Origin of the sequence: Variovorax sp. M-6 (assembly GCF_052114385.1) — a bacterium.
Taxonomy (GTDB): Bacteria; Pseudomonadota; Gammaproteobacteria; order Burkholderiales; family Burkholderiaceae_C; genus Variovorax.
Map to the genome: position 1 here is coordinate 22,871 of NZ_JBFREQ010000048.1, position 15,150 is coordinate 38,020.

Sequence of the window (15,150 nt, forward strand, 5' to 3'; positions counted from 1 at the left end):
GCAGGCTATCGTTCGCGGTTCGGAAACGTATTAGACAAATCAGGGCGCCGTTCACACCATTGCGCCTGTGCCCCCTTCGGTCACGATGCGGGCGCGATGCCCCGAAGACAGGGGAGGGCGTGCAGCCTCCCCAGGCATCCCATGGTCCGCACAACGACACGGAGCTCGCGCGATGAAGTTTCTCCCGAGGTCAGGCACTGCCGCCGCAGCGCTTGCGCTTGCCACCGCTTTGGGCCCCGGCGCCGCCGGCGCTCAAGGCGATTCCTATCCGAGTCGCCCCATCTCGCTGGTGGTGCCCTATCCGGCCGGTGGCTCGGCCGACATACTGGCGCGCAACATCGGCCAGAAACTCGCCGAGCGGTTGGGTCAACCCGTGCTGATCGAGAACAAGGCGGGCGCAGGCACGGCCATCGGCGCGCGCCATGTCGCTGAAGCGCGCGCCGACGGCTACACGCTCCTGCTGGGAACCGTCAGCTCACAGGCCATCAATCCGGCCATGAGCAAGGTGGGCTACGACCCGCTCAAGGACCTGACCGCGATCGGCCCGCTGGCGTCGATTCCTTTTGTGCTGGTGGCAACGGCCAACGCGCCGTATGCCAGCGTCGCGGACATGGTCGCGGTCGCGCGCCAGAATCCGGGCCAGCTGAGCTATGCCTCCGCGGGGCCGGGCACCTCCAATCACCTGGCAGGAGAGATGCTCGCCTCGGCAGCCGGCATCAAGCTGTTGCATGCACCCTACCGCGGCAGTGCACCGGCGCTGTCCGATGTGCTGGCCGGCCACGTTCCGTTGATGTTCGATTTGCAGAGCACCGCCGTGCCCAACATCCGCACGGGAAAACTCAAGGCGCTGGCGGTCACCAGCAGCCAGCGCAGTCCGTTGCTGCCTCAAGTGCCCACGGTGGCGGAGAGTGGCTTCGCCGGCTTTGAGGTCAGCGCCTGGTTTGGCGTCTTTGCGCCGACCAAGGTCCCGGAATCCGTGCAAGCGCGGCTGTCGCAGGACATCGCCCAGATCCTGCGGATGCCCGAGGTTGCCGCTCGGCTGCGCGAGATCGGCGCGGAGCCGGACCTGCGCACGCGCCAGGAGTTCTCCAGCTATGTGGCGGCAGAGGCCGGAAAGTACAGCGCCGTCGTGCGCGCCGCCGGTCTCGCACCCTGAGCCGCGCTGCCACGCACGGCGGCGCTCTTGCAACTCGCAGCCGGCAGCGTCACCGCTGCGCGTTCGGATCGTCGCACCGCCAGCAAGCCATTGACCAGCCGACATGGCACACATCACATTGAGTGATACTTGTTGCATGATTGACTGGCTGGTCTCGACCGCATCGGGAACGATTCCTTCGCGCGCCTCGTCGCCGCGCTCCGTGCCGCCATGAGGGCACGCCAGTGACCCCGAACGCCCTCACCGCGTCGCCTGCGCGACTGAGCTTCGGCGAGGCCTTCGTCTACTGGCTCAAGCTCGGTTTCATCAGCTTCGGAGGGCCGGCCGGGCAGATTGCCATCATGCATGAGGACCTGGTCGAGCGGCGTCGCTGGATCTCCGAGCGCCGTTTCCTGCATGCGCTGAACTACTGCATGCTGCTGCCCGGGCCCGAAGCGCAGCAGTTGGCCACGTACATCGGATGGCTGATGCACCGCACCTGGGGCGGCATCGTCGCGGGCGTCCTCTTCGTTCTGCCGTCGCTGTTCATCCTCATCGGCCTGTCGTGGGTCTACATGGCGTACGGCAACGTGCCTGCCATCGCCGGCCTGTTCCATGGCATCAAGCCCGCCGTCACCGCGCTCGTGGTGCATGCAGCCTATCGGGTGGGCTCCCGGGCCCTGAAGAACGCGTGGCTGTGGAGCATCGCGGTGGCGGCCTTCCTGGCCATCTTCGCGCTGCAACTGCCTTTTCCTCTCATCGTCCTGGCCGCCGGCGTCATCGGCCATTGGGGCGGTCGCTTCGCGCCCGCCAAGTTCTCGATCGGAGGCGGCCATGGCCAGGCCGCCAAGTCGCTCGGCCCGGCGCTCATCGACGACCACACGCCGACGCCCGAGCATGCGTTGTTCACCTGGCGGCGCTTCGGCCGCGTGCTGGCCGTGTGCCTGGCGTTGTGGCTCGCCGGCATCGGGACCTTGGTGGTGCTCTATGGATGGGACGCAGTCCTGACGCAGATGGGCTGGTTCTTCACCAAGGCGGCACTGATGACTTTCGGCGGTGCCTATGCCGTGCTGCCCTATGTGTTCCAGGGGGCGGTCGAGCACTATCAGTGGCTGACGGCGCCGCAGATGATCGACGGACTGGCGCTCGGTGAAACGACACCGGGCCCGCTCATCATGGTGGTGTCCTTCGTCGGATTTGTCGGCGGCTGGACCAAGGCCATCTTCGGCCCGGACGCGCTCTTCCTGGCGGGCGCGGTGGCTGCCACGGTGGTGACCTTCTTCACCTTCCTGCCTTCGTTCCTCTTCATCCTGCTGGGCGCACCCTTCATCGAGTCGACCCACGGCGATCTCCGGTTCACGGCGCCGCTGACCGGCATCACGGCCGCCGTGGTGGGCGTGATCGTGAACCTGGCCGTCTTCTTCGCGTATCACGTGCTCTGGCCTCAGGGACTCGGCGGTCGCTTCGATTGGCCCTCTGCGCTCATCGGCGTGGCGGCGGCCGTGGCCCTGTTCCGATTCAAGGTCGGCGTCATCCCCGTGGTTCTGGCCTCCGGCCTGGCGGGACTGGCACTGACGTTTCTGCGGCCCCTTCTTGCGTGAGTTTCGGCGGCGACCGGGCCAGCGGCCTGTTGCTTCGCGCGAAGCTCAATGCGTTGCCGACAATGCCTCTGAAAGCTGGCGCAACAGGGAGGCGCCGTCGCCCTGCCATGCGCTGCCGTGCATGCAGGCGAGCGTGCGGGGCGCCTGCTGCGCGAGCCGGTCCAGCAATGCGGCCGTCTGCGGTGCGTGCGCGTAGTAGTCCATCTGATGCCGGAACGCCTCGCTGGGGCCCAGGATGTCGGTGTCGGTCAGCGCCTTCTCGCTGTTGCCCGGCTGCGTGAAGAGGTCGCCGCAGAAGAACGTGCGCGTGTGCGTGTCCATCATCAGCCCGCATTCCCAGCCGTGCGGCAGATGGGGCGTGTCGAACCAGCGCATCGTGTGGCTGCCGAGCGCGAGTTCCTCGCCATCGGCGAGCTCGCGCGGCGGGCGATCGGCCAGGTCCGCCATCGAGACCATGGCCGCGATCCCGCCGCACAGGGGCACGGCCTGCGGCGCTGCGGCCAGCAGCAGATTCAACGCGCCGCATTCGTCCGCTTCGACATGAGACAGGCCGATGTAGCGCAGGCGCTCGATCGGCATCACGCTCGCGATGGCTTCGCTCACCAGCGGAAAAAGCTGGCGCGGCCCGGAGTGGAACAGCAGCGGCTGGTCGTCGACCACGAGGTACTGGTTGAAGCTGAACAGGTTGCCATCGGGCAGGGGCACCGGCGTGTTGATGCGAAAGATGCCCGTCGCGATTTCCTGAATGTTGGTGCCGGACTGCGGATTCGTGATGGCCATGTGGGGCTCCTGTGACTTTTGAATGACGGCAACGTGTCGCCAGGGCGCCCCACATTACTCCGATTTCACGCGCCACGGGCCCTTCAGAAAGTGCCATGGCGTGCCGATAACGGAAGGAAGCGCCTCACTTGCCCTGGCCCTCGCGCACGGCAGGGCGCCTGAACCATCACTGCTCGCCACCACAACAAGACGTTTCCCATGAATCTCCGTCGCAGTCTCCACTCGTCCCTGGTCGTCGCTTCCATCCTGGCACTCGCTGCCTGCAAGGACTCGGATCGCAAGGACGCCTCGCGGGCCGCGCCGAGCGCGTCGCCCGTGACAGCCGAGTCCATCAACCAGGGCAAGATCTGCGAGACCAAGCAGTGGCGCACCGTCAACGATTGCGCCGTCGGCCAGAAGGTCGGCTTCTTTCCCGAGAGCTTCGGCAACGCCCAGCTGCCGGTGCTGTTCGCCGCGGTCAACTGCGACCTTCGCTATTCGGTGGTCATCACGACCGGAGCGGTGACGTGCATCTACCGGCCGCTCAGCCAAGAGGAAGCTGCCGGTCCTGCCCGTGGCGCTGCCTCGGGTTCCGCTGGCGCTGCGCCTGCCGCGTCGGTGCAATGACGACTACGCGGCGTGCGTCAAGACCCTGCCGCGCATCGGGAAGTACTCGGGTTTTGGCGCCGCGCTATCGCATGAGGTAGTAGGTCGAGAACTCGCCGGCGCCATAGGGGCACCGCTGGAATCCCACCCGAAGCAGCCAGCATTCGAACCTCGGGCTCGCAATGTTCTCGAGGTACAGCACGCGCGCTCGCAAGCCGTCGCTTCCGTCGCTGAAGCGCTCGACGAACCTTGCGAAGCAACCTTGGCCCCTGCAGTCGTCGGCAATGGATATGTTTGCGAGGCAGAGGGCGGCTTCTCCAGGTGTCGAGGGTTTGAACCACGAGTAGCGCGTGTAGGCCTGGAGGACTCCGCTCGTGTACCAGTTGGAGACGACGTCGTGTGCACGTGGCACGCCGGCTTCGAACCGAGCGAGCCATGCGAAGTAGAGGTCCAGTTCGGCTTCCAGGTAGGTCGTGCAGCCCATGGGTCATGGTAGCCCGTGGGTCCTGTCGTGCTATTGCGTCGCCGCAACACTTGGAGCTTGCGGACGGCGCAATTTCGCTGGGACTTTCCCGAAGAAAAAATAGTCGAACTGGTGTGTTTGGCTCTCCGGCGCCGGCGAGCGCGGATACGATGCTGCCTTCGACATGGCTGCGCGAGGCGCGCGCAGCCATTGCAGAACCCGCGGGTCAGCGACACATGAAGATCGAATCAGGCCCCACGGCGGTGGGCAGACAGGTAGATGCTTTCGAGATGAAGGTGCGGCTCGGCTGCGGCGCGCTGCTGGGCCTCGTCGTCGGCCTCGGCCTGTGCATCAGGCTGTGGCCGCTGAGCACCTTCGGTGCCTGTCTGTTGGTGGCGTGTTCCATCCTCGCCTGCGGCTTCGGCGCGGCCCGGTATGGCGACAGGTTCTGGGCCAACCTGCGGTGGCTGCAGTAGCCGGCCGAAGAAGCCGTACCCGTCCGATGACGACCGATCAGGCCGTGGGTTGCCCCAGGAACTTGCCGGCCACGGCCCAATCGGAGGGCTTCACGTCGACGAAGACGACATGCACCGATTCCGGGGTGCAGCCGCAATGGTCCACCATCGACCTCGTGATGTCGTCGGCGACTTTCTGTTTCTGTTCCTGGGCGCGACCCGCGGAGAGTTCCACCTTGATGACAGGCATTTGAGTTTCTTTCGAGTGTGTGTCCCGAGGGGACGTCTGATTCACAAGCGGTCAGGCTTGCTTGAAGTAAAGGTGGGCGCCGCAGGCATCGGCCGGTTCGACGGCCAGGGATTCGCCCCGGCGACGGAAGCCGATCCGATTGGCATCGAACAACCGGGCCGTCTGCTCGAGATCCTTCACCAGGATCGTTGCCGACGCGATGTATGCCTCGCCTCTCGCAGGTTGCGCGTCGCCGCGATCCTGGGCTTCCTGGGGAGTGATCAGCTCCACGTCGGCGCCCTCGCCGAAGTCGAGCCAGATCCGATCCGCTTCCCTGCGAACGTTCTCGGGCCCGAGCAGGCGGTGGTAGGCCGACTCGGCGCCGTCCAGATCCGTGACGACGCCGACGAGTCTTCCGAACGACAGTGCGCCGTTGGGATGATCGAGCCAGTCGGGCTGGCGCAGTGCGTCCGCGGTCAGGTGCTCGCACAGGTTCGCATGCGTCAGGCCGGGGTACAGGTCGGACTCCAGCATCACGGTCTCGAAATGCAGGTCCAGCGTGCGGTCTTCGAGCACCAGTTTTCGATTCAGGTGACGCGGCGGCGCGATGCCCAGGCCGGACGCGCGGCCGGCTTCATAGCTCGCCACGGCCGACTTGGCGTTGAACGCCACGCCGCTCAATCCTTCGCCGTGCACCAGGAACTTGTCGAGCCCCGCCAGGAACTTGTCGGGGTCGCCGACGCCGCGGATCTCCAGGTAGTCGTCGGGAAACATGATGCAGACATTCGCCGTTCCCCACTCCTGATGCCGGCCGCTCGGCGGCACCACGAAGCCGAGCTTCTGGTACTTCTTGCGGGTCTCTTCGAGATCGTGCACTGCGACCACCGGGTGGTCGACTCTTCCAACTTTTGCTGTCATTTCAACTCCTGAAACCGCATTGGATCCAATCTCGGATATTGTGTCAAGACTTGGTCGGCGCAGTCGGCCACGGAGACGTCGAGACGGTCGATCGCCTTGCCTAGTGAGTTGTTCGTGGAAGAGTCGAGTTTTCGAACAGTAATTCAGGAAATGAGGCGGCAATATCCAATATGTCACCACAAAGGTTCTCATGCCAGATCTTGCTGCCGCTCCCTCCCAGCCGTTCGATGCCTTCGCCGACGGCCTGGCCGAACCGTCGTCACTGAGGCGCCAGATCACCAGCGCCTACCGCTTGCCCGAGGAAAGCGTGCTGCCCGTTCTGCTCGAAGAGGCCCGTCTTCCGGACGGGAAGGCGCGCGACGCCGGGGCACTGGCCCACCGCATTGCGCTGCAGCTTCGCACGCGCAAGGCAGCGACGGGCCGAACGGGACTGGTCCAGGGGCTGCTCCAGGAATATGCGCTGTCTTCGCAGGAAGGCGTGGCGTTGATGTGCCTTGCGGAGGCGCTCCTGCGCATTCCGGACGCTGCCACGCGCGACGCGCTCATCCGCGACAAGATCGCGCACGGGCAGTGGCAGTCCCACACGGGGCGCAGTCCTTCGCTGTTCGTGAACGCGGCGACCTGGGGCCTGCTCCTGACCGGAAAGCTGGTCGCGACACACAGCGAGTCCGGGCTGTCCACGCTCCTGACCCGGCTGATCGGCAAGGGAGGGGAGCCGCTCATCCGCAAGGGCGTCGACATGGCGATGCGCATGATGGGCGAGCAGTTCGTGACGGGCGAGACGATCCAGCAGGCCGTCGATCAGGCAAGGGCGCTCGAATCGCAGGGCTTTCGCTACTCCTACGACATGCTCGGCGAGGCCGCGCTGACGGCGCACGATGCCGAGCGCTATCGCATCGCCTACGAACAGGCCATCCATGTCATCGGAAAGGCTTCGAACGGACGCGGCGTGTACGAGGGTCCCGGCATCTCGATCAAGCTGTCGGCGCTGCATCCCCGCTACAGCCGGGCCCAGTACCGGCGCGTGATGACCGAGTTGTATCCGGTGCTGCGCGATCTCACCCTGCTCGCTCAGCAGTACAACATCGGTCTCAACATCGACGCCGAGGAGGCAGACCGCCTGGAGCTGTCCCTCGACCTGCTCGAGCGATTGTGCTTCGAACCTGCCCTGGCCTGCTGGGACGGCATCGGCTTCGTCATCCAGGCGTACCAGAAGCGTTGCCCCCGCGTCATCGACCATGTGATCGACCTCGGCCGCCGCAGCCGCCATCGACTCATGATCCGGCTCGTGAAGGGCGCCTACTGGGACAGCGAGATCAAGCGCGCCCAGATCGACGGGCAGGAAGGCTACCCCGTCTACACCCGCAAGGCCTACACGGATCTGTCGTACCTCGCCTGCGCGCGCAGGCTGCTGAACGCACCGGATGCCGTCTACCCCCAGTTCGCCACGCACAACGCGCACACGCTGTCGGCCATCTACGTGATGGCGGATCCGTCGACCTACCGTCCGGGACAGTACGAGTTCCAGTGCCTGCACGGCATGGGCGAGCCGCTCTACGAGCAAGTCGTCGGACCGGTCGAGGCGGGCAAGCTCGGACGGCCCTGTCGCATCTACGCACCTGTCGGCACGCATGAGACCTTGCTCGCCTATCTGGTGAGGCGCTTGCTGGAGAACGGTGCCAACACGTCGTTCGTGAACCGGATCGCCGATCCGACGATCTCGCTCGACAGCCTGGTGGAAGATCCGGTGGTGACGGTCGAGCGCATGGCGCTGGCGGAAGGAGGCGTGGGGAAGCCCCATCCATCCATTCCGCTTCCGGCGAATCTCTACGGCCCGCTGCGCCCGAACTCGAAGGGGCTCGACCTTTCGAACGAAGAGTCGTTGCACGAACTCGGACTTGCCTTGGCGCAGAGCGCGCGCGAACAGTGGACCGCCGCGCCGATGCTCTCCCCGGCGACGCGGGCCGAAGTCGCGACCGACACCTGGCAGCCCGTCGTGAATCCGGCGGATCATCGCGACGTGGTCGGCAAGACAAGGGACGCGAGCGTCGCGGACGTCGACCGGGCGCTCGACCAGTCCCGGGGCATCGCCGGCGATTGGTCCGCGACGCCGCCGGCGCGGCGCGCCGAACTGCTCGAGCGGGCGGCGGACCTGATGGAGTCGCGGATGCCTCGCCTGCTGGGTCTTCTGGCGCGCGAGGCCGGAAAGACCTACCCCAACGGGATCGCGGAAGTGCGGGAGGCCGTGGACTTCCTTCGCTTCTACGCGGCCCAGGCGCGCAGCGACTTCAGCAACGAGACGCACCGTGCGCTCGGCCCGATGGTTTGCATCAGCCCCTGGAACTTTCCCCTCGCCATTTTTGTGGGGCAGGTCGCCGCGGCGTTGGCCGCCGGCAATCCGGTCCTCGCCAAGCCGGCCGAGCAGACACCCCTGGTGGCCGCGGAGGCTGTTCGCCTGCTGTGGGAGGCCGGCGTCCCGCCTGCGGCCGTGCAACTCCTTCCCGGGCGCGGCGAGACGGTCGGCGCCGCGCTGGTGGCCGACCCGCGCGTCCAGGGCGTGATGTTCACCGGGTCGACCGAGGTCGCGCGCATCCTGCAGAAGACGCTCGCCCAGCGACTGGGCACGGGCGGCGAGCCGGTCCCGCTGATTGCCGAAACGGGCGGCCAGAACGCGATGATCGTCGACTCGTCGGCGCTCGCGGAGCAGGTGGTGACGGACGTGATGGCGTCCGCCTTCGACAGTGCAGGTCAGCGCTGCTCCGCGCTGCGCGTGCTGTGCGTCCAGGAAGAGGCGGCCGATCGAATCGTCGACATGCTCAAGGGTGCGATGCGGGAGGCCTGCGTCGGCAACCCCTCGAAGTTGGCCGTGGACGTCGGCCCCGTCATCGATGCCGAAGCCCGCGCCGGCATCGAGCAACACATCTCGACCCTGCGGAACAAGGGCCGCGCGGTCTACCGCCAGGGGCGCGAGATGGATGACGCCACCCGGCACGGGACCTACGTCATGCCGACGCTCATCGAGCTCGACAGCCTCTCCGAACTCCAGCGCGAAGTGTTCGGCCCCGTCCTGCACCTGGTCCGCTATCGCCGCCGCGATCTCGGCGCGCTGCTGGGTCAGATCAACGCCACCGGCTACGGACTGACGCTGGGCGTTCATACGCGCATCGACGAGACCATTTCGCAGGTCGTCGAGGCAGCGAATGCAGGCAATGTGTACGTCAACCGCAACATGGTGGGTGCCGTGGTCGGCGTGCAGCCGTTCGGGGGCGAGGGGCTGTCGGGAACCGGCCCCAAGGCCGGCGGCCCGTTGTACATGGTCCGCATGCTGGCGAAACGGCCGCAGGACGCGCTTGCGCGCGCATTCGACGACGCGGATCCGGGCCATGCGCCGAGCGTGGAAGCGCGGGCCGGCAAGCCCGCGCTCGACGCCTTGGCGGCATGGGCTTCGCAAGCCGGCAACGCCCCCCTCGCGGAGGCGTGCAGCCGCTTCAAGCGGCTCACGCGCAGCGGCCAGGCGCGCACGCTGACCGGTCCGACCGGCGAGCGCAACGTCTACACCCTGCTTCCGCGCCATGCCGTCCTCTGCCTGGCCGACGACGATGCGGACCGGCTGACGCAACTCGCGGCAGTGCTGGCCGCCGGCAGCACGGCGCTCTGGCCCGCGGGCGAGCGCACGGATGCCTTGCTCGCTGCGCTTCCTGCCACCGTCCGGCAATCCATCGTCATGGCCCAGGATTGGGCCGCGCCCACCGTGGCATTCGACGCGCTGCTGCATCACGGTGACGCGGATGCGCTCGCGGCGGTGGTGCGCCGCGTGGCGCAGCGAGACGGGCCCATCGTGGGGGTCAGGGCCTTTCGACCGGGCGCCACCGACATCCCGCTCGAGGCGCTGGTCATCGAGCGCGCGCTCAGCGTGAACACCGCCGCTGCGGGCGGCAACGCCAGCTTGATGACCATCGGATAGAAGACCTGGAAGCTAGTGAAAAACTCGGCCGGCCATGCCGACAACCCACAAAAGCTCAGCCTCGTTCACCGCAGAATTCGATCCCTCCCTCCCTTCGTTTTGAGAAAAGTCGATGACCGAACTCCAACCCTCCCGCAGACCGTCACTTGCATTCGTGGGCGGCGGGCAGATGGCTTCCGCCCTGGCGGGTGGCTTGATCGGCGCCGGATGGCTCGCATCGCAGATGCTGGTGATCGAGCCGATGGATGCGCAGCGCGCCAGGCTCCAGAGCGCCTTGGGGGTTCGAACGGCCAAGGCGCCCGGCGTCGAACTCGAGGCCGCCGACGTGGTGGTCTGGGCCGTCAAGCCGCAAGTCCTGGAAGAGGCGGTTCGGCAAGCCGCTCCTTTTCTGGGCGCCGCGCTGCACATCAGCATTGCGGCGGGCGTCCGCTCGGAAGACCTCGCAGCGTGGACGTCCTCGCGCCGGGTGGTCAGGGTGATGCCCAACACGGCCGTGCTGGTCGGCGCAGGTGTATCGGGAGTCGCGGCATTGGATGGCGTGGGCGACGCCGACCGCGCGCTGGTGACGCGGATCCTCTCCACCACGGGCTATTCGTTCTGGGTCGAATCGGACGAAAGACTTGACGCGGTGACCGCGGTGAGCGGCAGCGGCCCGGCCTATGTCTTCCATTTCATGGAAGCCTTCCAGGCAGCGGCCGAAGCCGTTGGATTCAGCCGCGCCCAGGCGCGCGAGCTGGTGCTCAGGACGACCGCGGGCGCGGTTCGACAGGCCGGCGCCACCGACGCCGCGTTCGCGACCCTGCGCCAGAACGTCAGCTCGAAACGAGGCACCACCGAAGCCGCGCTCGCCGTGCTCGATCGCGAGCAGACGGCCAAGGCACTGGAATCGGCGGTCCGCGCCGCCCATGCGCGTGCCGGCGAGATCTCGCGCGAATTCGGGAGCGCCCCAAAGGGCTAAGAGTTGCCAATCAGGCGCAAACCTAGGAAACTAGTTGGATCCAATCCTGGATCATGTATTGCATTCGGACAGCCAGTTGGAAATTCGCAAATGAGCCAAGCAACCATCGGAATCATGACAAAGACTGCCCGCTTGGCCGGAGAACGGCCCGTCCTTCCGGACACCGCCTGGAGGCTCACCGCTGCGCCGTTGCCGCATTGCGAATCCCTGCGCGGCAACGTGGAGACCGACGTTGCCGTCATCGGCGGCGGTTTCATGGGAATGCAAGCCGCCATCACGCTGCGCGAGGCCGGACGCCATGTGATCGTGATCGACGCGGCCGAGCCAGGCTGGGGCGCTTCGGGCCGCAACAACGGGCAGGTGATTCCCGGGTTCAAGTGGGATCCGGATGAACTCAAGTCGCATCTCGGCGAAGACACCGGCGAGCGGCTGGCCGAATTCGGCGGCAGTGCGCCCGACTTCGTCTTCGACACGATCGCCAGGCACGACATCCAGTGCTTCCCGGTCCGCAACGGCTGGATCCAGCCGGCCTACACGGCAACCGGCGTCCAGCGAATCCAGCACCGCCACGCCCAATGGGCCGCTCGCGGCGCTCCGGTGGAGATGCTGGAAACGACAACGCTTCCGCAGGTGCTGGGCACTTCGATCTTCCGGGCCGGCTGGATCGACCGGCGAGGCGGCAGCATCAATCCGTTGGCCTATGCGCGCGGACTCGCCGGCGTTGCGCTGAAGCTGGGCGCCCAGGTTCATGTCTACACGCCGGCGCTGGGCATGAAGCGCGAAGGCTCGACCTGGTCGATCGAATGTCCGGGCGGCAAGACCGTTCGCGCGCGCCAGGTGATCGTTGCCACGGCAGCCTATGCCGATGACCTGGTGCCGGGCCTGCGTCGCTCGATGGTGCCCGTGCGCACGGCGCAGGTCGCCACCGCGCCGCTGCCGCCGAAGATGCTGGACACGATCCTGCCGGGCCGGCAATGCGCCTCAGACACGCGGCGACTGCTGACTTCGTTCCGGATCTCCCCCGACGATCGCCTGGTGATGGGCGGCTCGGGCGCCACGGCGACCCTGGACCATTCCTCCATCGTGCCGCGCCTGCACGCCGCGGCGGCCGAGATGTTCGGGCACCTGGGCCCGCTGGAGTGGGACTTCGCATGGAGCGGCTACTTCGCCGTCACCAAGGACCACATCCCGCACATCCACGAGACCGCCGACGGCGTCATCTGCGCCTTGGGATGCAACGGCCGGGGGATCGCCATTTCGTCCGCGATCGGGTCCTTGCTCGCCCAGCGACTGCTGGGGCGGGAGGCCAATGAAATGCCCCTGCGGCCGACGCCCATGAAGTCGTTTGCGTTTCATGCGTTTCGCCATCTCGGCGTGGCCGTCGCGACCCGCTATCACGGCATGCGCGACCGCATCGACGCGCGTTCGCGCTGAGCGCCGCAGCCCCATCTTTTTTTTCTTCAACGTCAACAACGGGCGCTTGCCCCTCAGGAGTCTGCAATGAAAGTAGTTCGTCATCTGGTCGGCCTCTGCGCCCTCGCGTCGCTCGTCGGCGTCCAAGCGCAAACGCCCACCGGCACGCTCCAGCGCGTCCAGGAAACCGGCGAGATCCGCATCGGGCATCGCGAGTCGTCGGTTCCCTTCTCCTATCTGCTCGATGACGGCAAGCCGGTGGGCTTCGCCATGGACCTCTGCGCCAGAGTCGTGGATGCGGTCAAGGCCGAACTGAAGAAGAGCGACGTGAAGGTCGTGTATCGCCCGGTCAACCTGAGCACCCAGATTCCGCTGCTGCAGAATCAAAGCGTCGACATCGTCTGCGGTCCGGCCACCAACACGCCGGAGCGGCAGAAGCAGGTCGCGTTCAGCAACACGATCTTCGTGTCGAGCATCCGCGCCGTGGTCAAGGCCGATGGCGGCGTCAAGACGTTCGCCGATCTGTCGGGCAAGACGGCGGCACTGACGGCTGCATCGACGTCCATTCCGCTGCTCACGAAGTACGAGCAGGACCACAAGTTCGAAACCAGGAAGGTCGTCAGCCCCGACCATGCCCAGTCTTTCCTGATGCTCAGCACGGGCCGTGCGCAAGCCTTCGTGATGGACGACATCCTGCTTGCATCGATGGTGGCGAATTCGACCAAACCCGCCGACTTCAGGATCATCGACGATGCCTTGCGCGCCGAGCCCTACGGCCTGGTGCTGCGCAAGGACGATCCGCAGTTCAAGGCGGTGGTCGACAAGACCTTGCTGGCACTGACCAAGAGCGGCGACTACCAGAAGATCTACTCGAAATGGTTCGAGTCGCCGATCCCTCCGAAGAACGTGAACCTGAACTTTCCGATGACGAAGTCGCTGAGCGAGGTCCTGGCCAACCCCAACGACCGCGGCATCGAGTAAGGCCCGGGCCGCTCTGCCTCGCATCGAAAGTCCGACATGTACAACTGGAACTGGTCTGTTCTCTGGGGGCCGTCGTCCGACGGCACCACGTCCTATGCGATCACGCTGGTCTACGGATTGGGATGGACGCTCCTCGTCGGACTTTCGGCCTGGGTCCTGGCCCTTCTGGTCGGCACGGCCATCGGCATTGCCCGCACCTTGAAGGCCGGAGCCGTTGCCCGCTTCGCGGACGCCTATGTGGAGGTGCTGCGAAGCATCCCGCTGATCGTCCAGATGTTCCTCTGGTTCTACGTCGCACCCGACTTGCTCCCGGAGCGCCTCGCGACAGCCCTCAAGGAGTGGGACCGCTACAACGTGGTGGCCGCCATTCTCTGCCTCGCCCTGTTCACGTCGGCGCGTGTGGCCGAACAGGTTCGCGCGGGCATCCAGGCCATTCCGTCGGGCCAGTTCAACGCCGCCCGCGCGCTCGGAATGCGCGGTCCCCAGGTCTACCGCTACGTGCTCATCCCGGTCGCTGTCAGGAAGATCCTTCCGGCGCTGACCAATGAATTCCTGAACATCATCAAGAACACGTCGGTCGCGTTCACCATCGCCGTGGTCGAGCTGATGGCGGCGACGCGGACGATGCAGGAAATGACGTTCCAGATCTTCGAGGCGTTCACGGTCGCGACGCTGATCTACCTGAGCGTGAACCTGGCCATCGTCAAGGTGATGAGCGTGGTCGAGCGGCGCGTCGAGATTCCGGGCGCCGGCCGGGCCGGACGCTAGGGGACACCATGGACTTCGATCTCGACGTCGTGCGCCGCTCCTGGCCGTATCTGGTCCAGGGGTTCTGGTTCACCCTCAAGCTGACCGCGATCGCCGCCGTCGGCGGCGCCGTCCTCGGGACGCTCCTTGCGCTCGCGCGCCTTTCGCGTTTCAAGCTGCTGTCGCGGATCGTCGGCGGCTACGTGAACGGCGTCCGGTCGGTGCCGCTGCTGCTGGTGATCTTCTGGTTCTACTTCCTCGTTCCCTACATCGCCGCCTGGATCATCGGCGCGGACCACCCCGTCGAGATCAGTCCGCTGACCTCGTGCGTCGTGACGTTCGTGCTGTTCGAGGCCTGCTATTTCTGCGAGATCATGCGTGCGGGCATTCAATCCATACCGCCCGGACAGCTCGCTGCCGGACGCGCCCTGGGCATGGGGTACTGGACGCTCATGGGCCAGGTCGTGGTGCCGCAGGCCGTTCGCAACATGCTGCCGATCATGCTCAGCCAGACGATCGTCCTGTTCCAGGACGTATCGCTCGTGTCGGTGCTTTCGATCAAGGACTTCTTCGGCGCCGCCGACTTCGTCGCCAAGCGGGACGGACGTCCGCACGAGATGTACCTGGCCGTGGCAGCGGTTTACCTCGTCGCCTGCTTCGTCCTGTCGCGCCTGGTACGGCGCTTGCAGCGACGGATCGCCATCGTCCGCTGAGGGCGCAATGAGATGTTGAGATGTCCGAAAAGATGATTGAAATCAAGAACGTTTCCAAATGGTATGGCCCGGTGCAGGTGCTCAACGACTGCTCGGTCGACATCGCCAAGGGCGACGTGGTCGTGGTCTGCGGGCCCTCCGGCTCGGGCAAGTCGACGCTGATCAAGACCGTGAACGCGCTGGAGCCCTTCCAGAAGGGCGAGATCAC

15 protein-coding genes are annotated in these 15,150 nt (G+C 66.2%); 11 read left to right on the plus strand and 4 right to left on the minus strand.

What is annotated here, in order from left to right; genetic code table 11:
• Positions 1 to 172 precede the first annotated feature (172 nt).
• Positions 173 to 1,156: a Bug family tripartite tricarboxylate transporter substrate binding protein gene (locus tag AB4Z46_RS32415; protein WP_442287673.1), complete on the plus strand. Its 984-nt coding sequence runs from the start codon at positions 173 to 175 to the stop codon at positions 1,154 to 1,156.
• Between the two features lie 224 nt (positions 1,157 to 1,380).
• Complete coding sequence (chrA, locus tag AB4Z46_RS32420) at positions 1,381 to 2,736, plus strand: chromate efflux transporter (protein WP_442287674.1); 1,356 nt, start codon at positions 1,381 to 1,383, stop codon at positions 2,734 to 2,736.
• Positions 2,737 to 2,781: 45 nt separating this feature from the next.
• On the opposite strand, the gene AB4Z46_RS32425 is transcribed toward chrA, so the two are convergent.
• Positions 2,782 to 3,516 carry an MBL fold metallo-hydrolase gene (locus tag AB4Z46_RS32425; RefSeq protein WP_442287675.1) on the minus strand — a complete coding sequence of 245 codons (735 nt, stop codon included), beginning with the start codon at positions 3,514 to 3,516 and terminating at the stop codon, positions 2,782 to 2,784.
• Positions 3,517 to 3,714: 198 nt separating this feature from the next.
• On the opposite strand from AB4Z46_RS32425, the gene AB4Z46_RS32430 reads away from it, so the two are divergent.
• The gene (locus AB4Z46_RS32430) at positions 3,715 to 4,122 is read left to right on the plus strand and encodes a hypothetical protein (protein WP_442287676.1); all 408 of its coding nucleotides are present in this window, start codon (positions 3,715 to 3,717) and stop codon (positions 4,120 to 4,122) included.
• A 64-nt stretch (positions 4,123 to 4,186) separates the two neighbouring features.
• Here the strand turns inward: AB4Z46_RS32430 and AB4Z46_RS32435 are convergent, their stop codons facing one another.
• Complete coding sequence (locus tag AB4Z46_RS32435; RefSeq protein WP_442287677.1) at positions 4,187 to 4,585, minus strand: hypothetical protein; 399 nt, start codon at positions 4,583 to 4,585, stop codon at positions 4,187 to 4,189.
• A 215-nt stretch (positions 4,586 to 4,800) separates the two neighbouring features.
• Between AB4Z46_RS32435 and AB4Z46_RS32440 the strand changes: the two genes are divergently transcribed.
• The gene (locus AB4Z46_RS32440; protein WP_442287678.1) at positions 4,801 to 5,040 is read left to right on the plus strand and encodes a hypothetical protein; all 240 of its coding nucleotides are present in this window, start codon (positions 4,801 to 4,803) and stop codon (positions 5,038 to 5,040) included.
• A gap of 37 nt (positions 5,041 to 5,077) precedes the next feature.
• Here AB4Z46_RS32440 and AB4Z46_RS32445 read toward each other — a convergent pair whose 3' ends face one another.
• Entirely contained in the window at positions 5,078 to 5,314 is a 237-nt protein-coding gene (locus AB4Z46_RS32445) for a tautomerase family protein (RefSeq protein WP_442287679.1), read from the minus strand.
• A 6-nt stretch (positions 5,315 to 5,320) separates the two neighbouring features.
• Complete coding sequence (locus tag AB4Z46_RS32450) at positions 5,321 to 6,166, minus strand: VOC family protein (RefSeq protein WP_442287680.1); 846 nt, start codon at positions 6,164 to 6,166, stop codon at positions 5,321 to 5,323.
• A gap of 190 nt (positions 6,167 to 6,356) precedes the next feature.
• Between AB4Z46_RS32450 and putA the strand changes: the two genes are divergently transcribed.
• The 7 genes from putA to AB4Z46_RS32485 form a co-directional block, all read left to right on the plus strand.
• Positions 6,357 to 10,130: a trifunctional transcriptional regulator/proline dehydrogenase/L-glutamate gamma-semialdehyde dehydrogenase gene (putA, locus tag AB4Z46_RS32455; RefSeq protein ID WP_442287681.1), complete on the plus strand. Its 3,774-nt coding sequence runs from the start codon at positions 6,357 to 6,359 to the stop codon at positions 10,128 to 10,130.
• 112 nt (positions 10,131 to 10,242) lie between these two features.
• Entirely contained in the window at positions 10,243 to 11,088 is an 846-nt protein-coding gene (gene proC, locus AB4Z46_RS32460) for a pyrroline-5-carboxylate reductase (protein ID WP_442287682.1), read from the plus strand.
• Positions 11,089 to 11,202: 114 nt separating this feature from the next.
• On the plus strand, positions 11,203 to 12,522 hold the full coding sequence (locus AB4Z46_RS32465) for an NAD(P)/FAD-dependent oxidoreductase (RefSeq protein ID WP_442287683.1): 1,320 nt from the start codon (positions 11,203 to 11,205) through the stop codon (positions 12,520 to 12,522).
• A gap of 66 nt (positions 12,523 to 12,588) precedes the next feature.
• The gene (locus AB4Z46_RS32470) at positions 12,589 to 13,482 is read left to right on the plus strand and encodes a transporter substrate-binding domain-containing protein (RefSeq protein ID WP_442287684.1); all 894 of its coding nucleotides are present in this window, start codon (positions 12,589 to 12,591) and stop codon (positions 13,480 to 13,482) included.
• Between the two features lie 36 nt (positions 13,483 to 13,518).
• Entirely contained in the window at positions 13,519 to 14,250 is a 732-nt protein-coding gene (locus AB4Z46_RS32475; RefSeq protein ID WP_442287685.1) for an amino acid ABC transporter permease, read from the plus strand.
• A gap of 8 nt (positions 14,251 to 14,258) precedes the next feature.
• Positions 14,259 to 14,942: an amino acid ABC transporter permease gene (locus AB4Z46_RS32480; RefSeq protein WP_442287686.1), complete on the plus strand. Its 684-nt coding sequence runs from the start codon at positions 14,259 to 14,261 to the stop codon at positions 14,940 to 14,942.
• A 32-nt stretch (positions 14,943 to 14,974) separates the two neighbouring features.
• On the plus strand, positions 14,975 to 15,150 hold a 176-nt coding region (locus AB4Z46_RS32485; protein ID WP_442287688.1), incomplete at its 3' end, for an ATP-binding cassette domain-containing protein.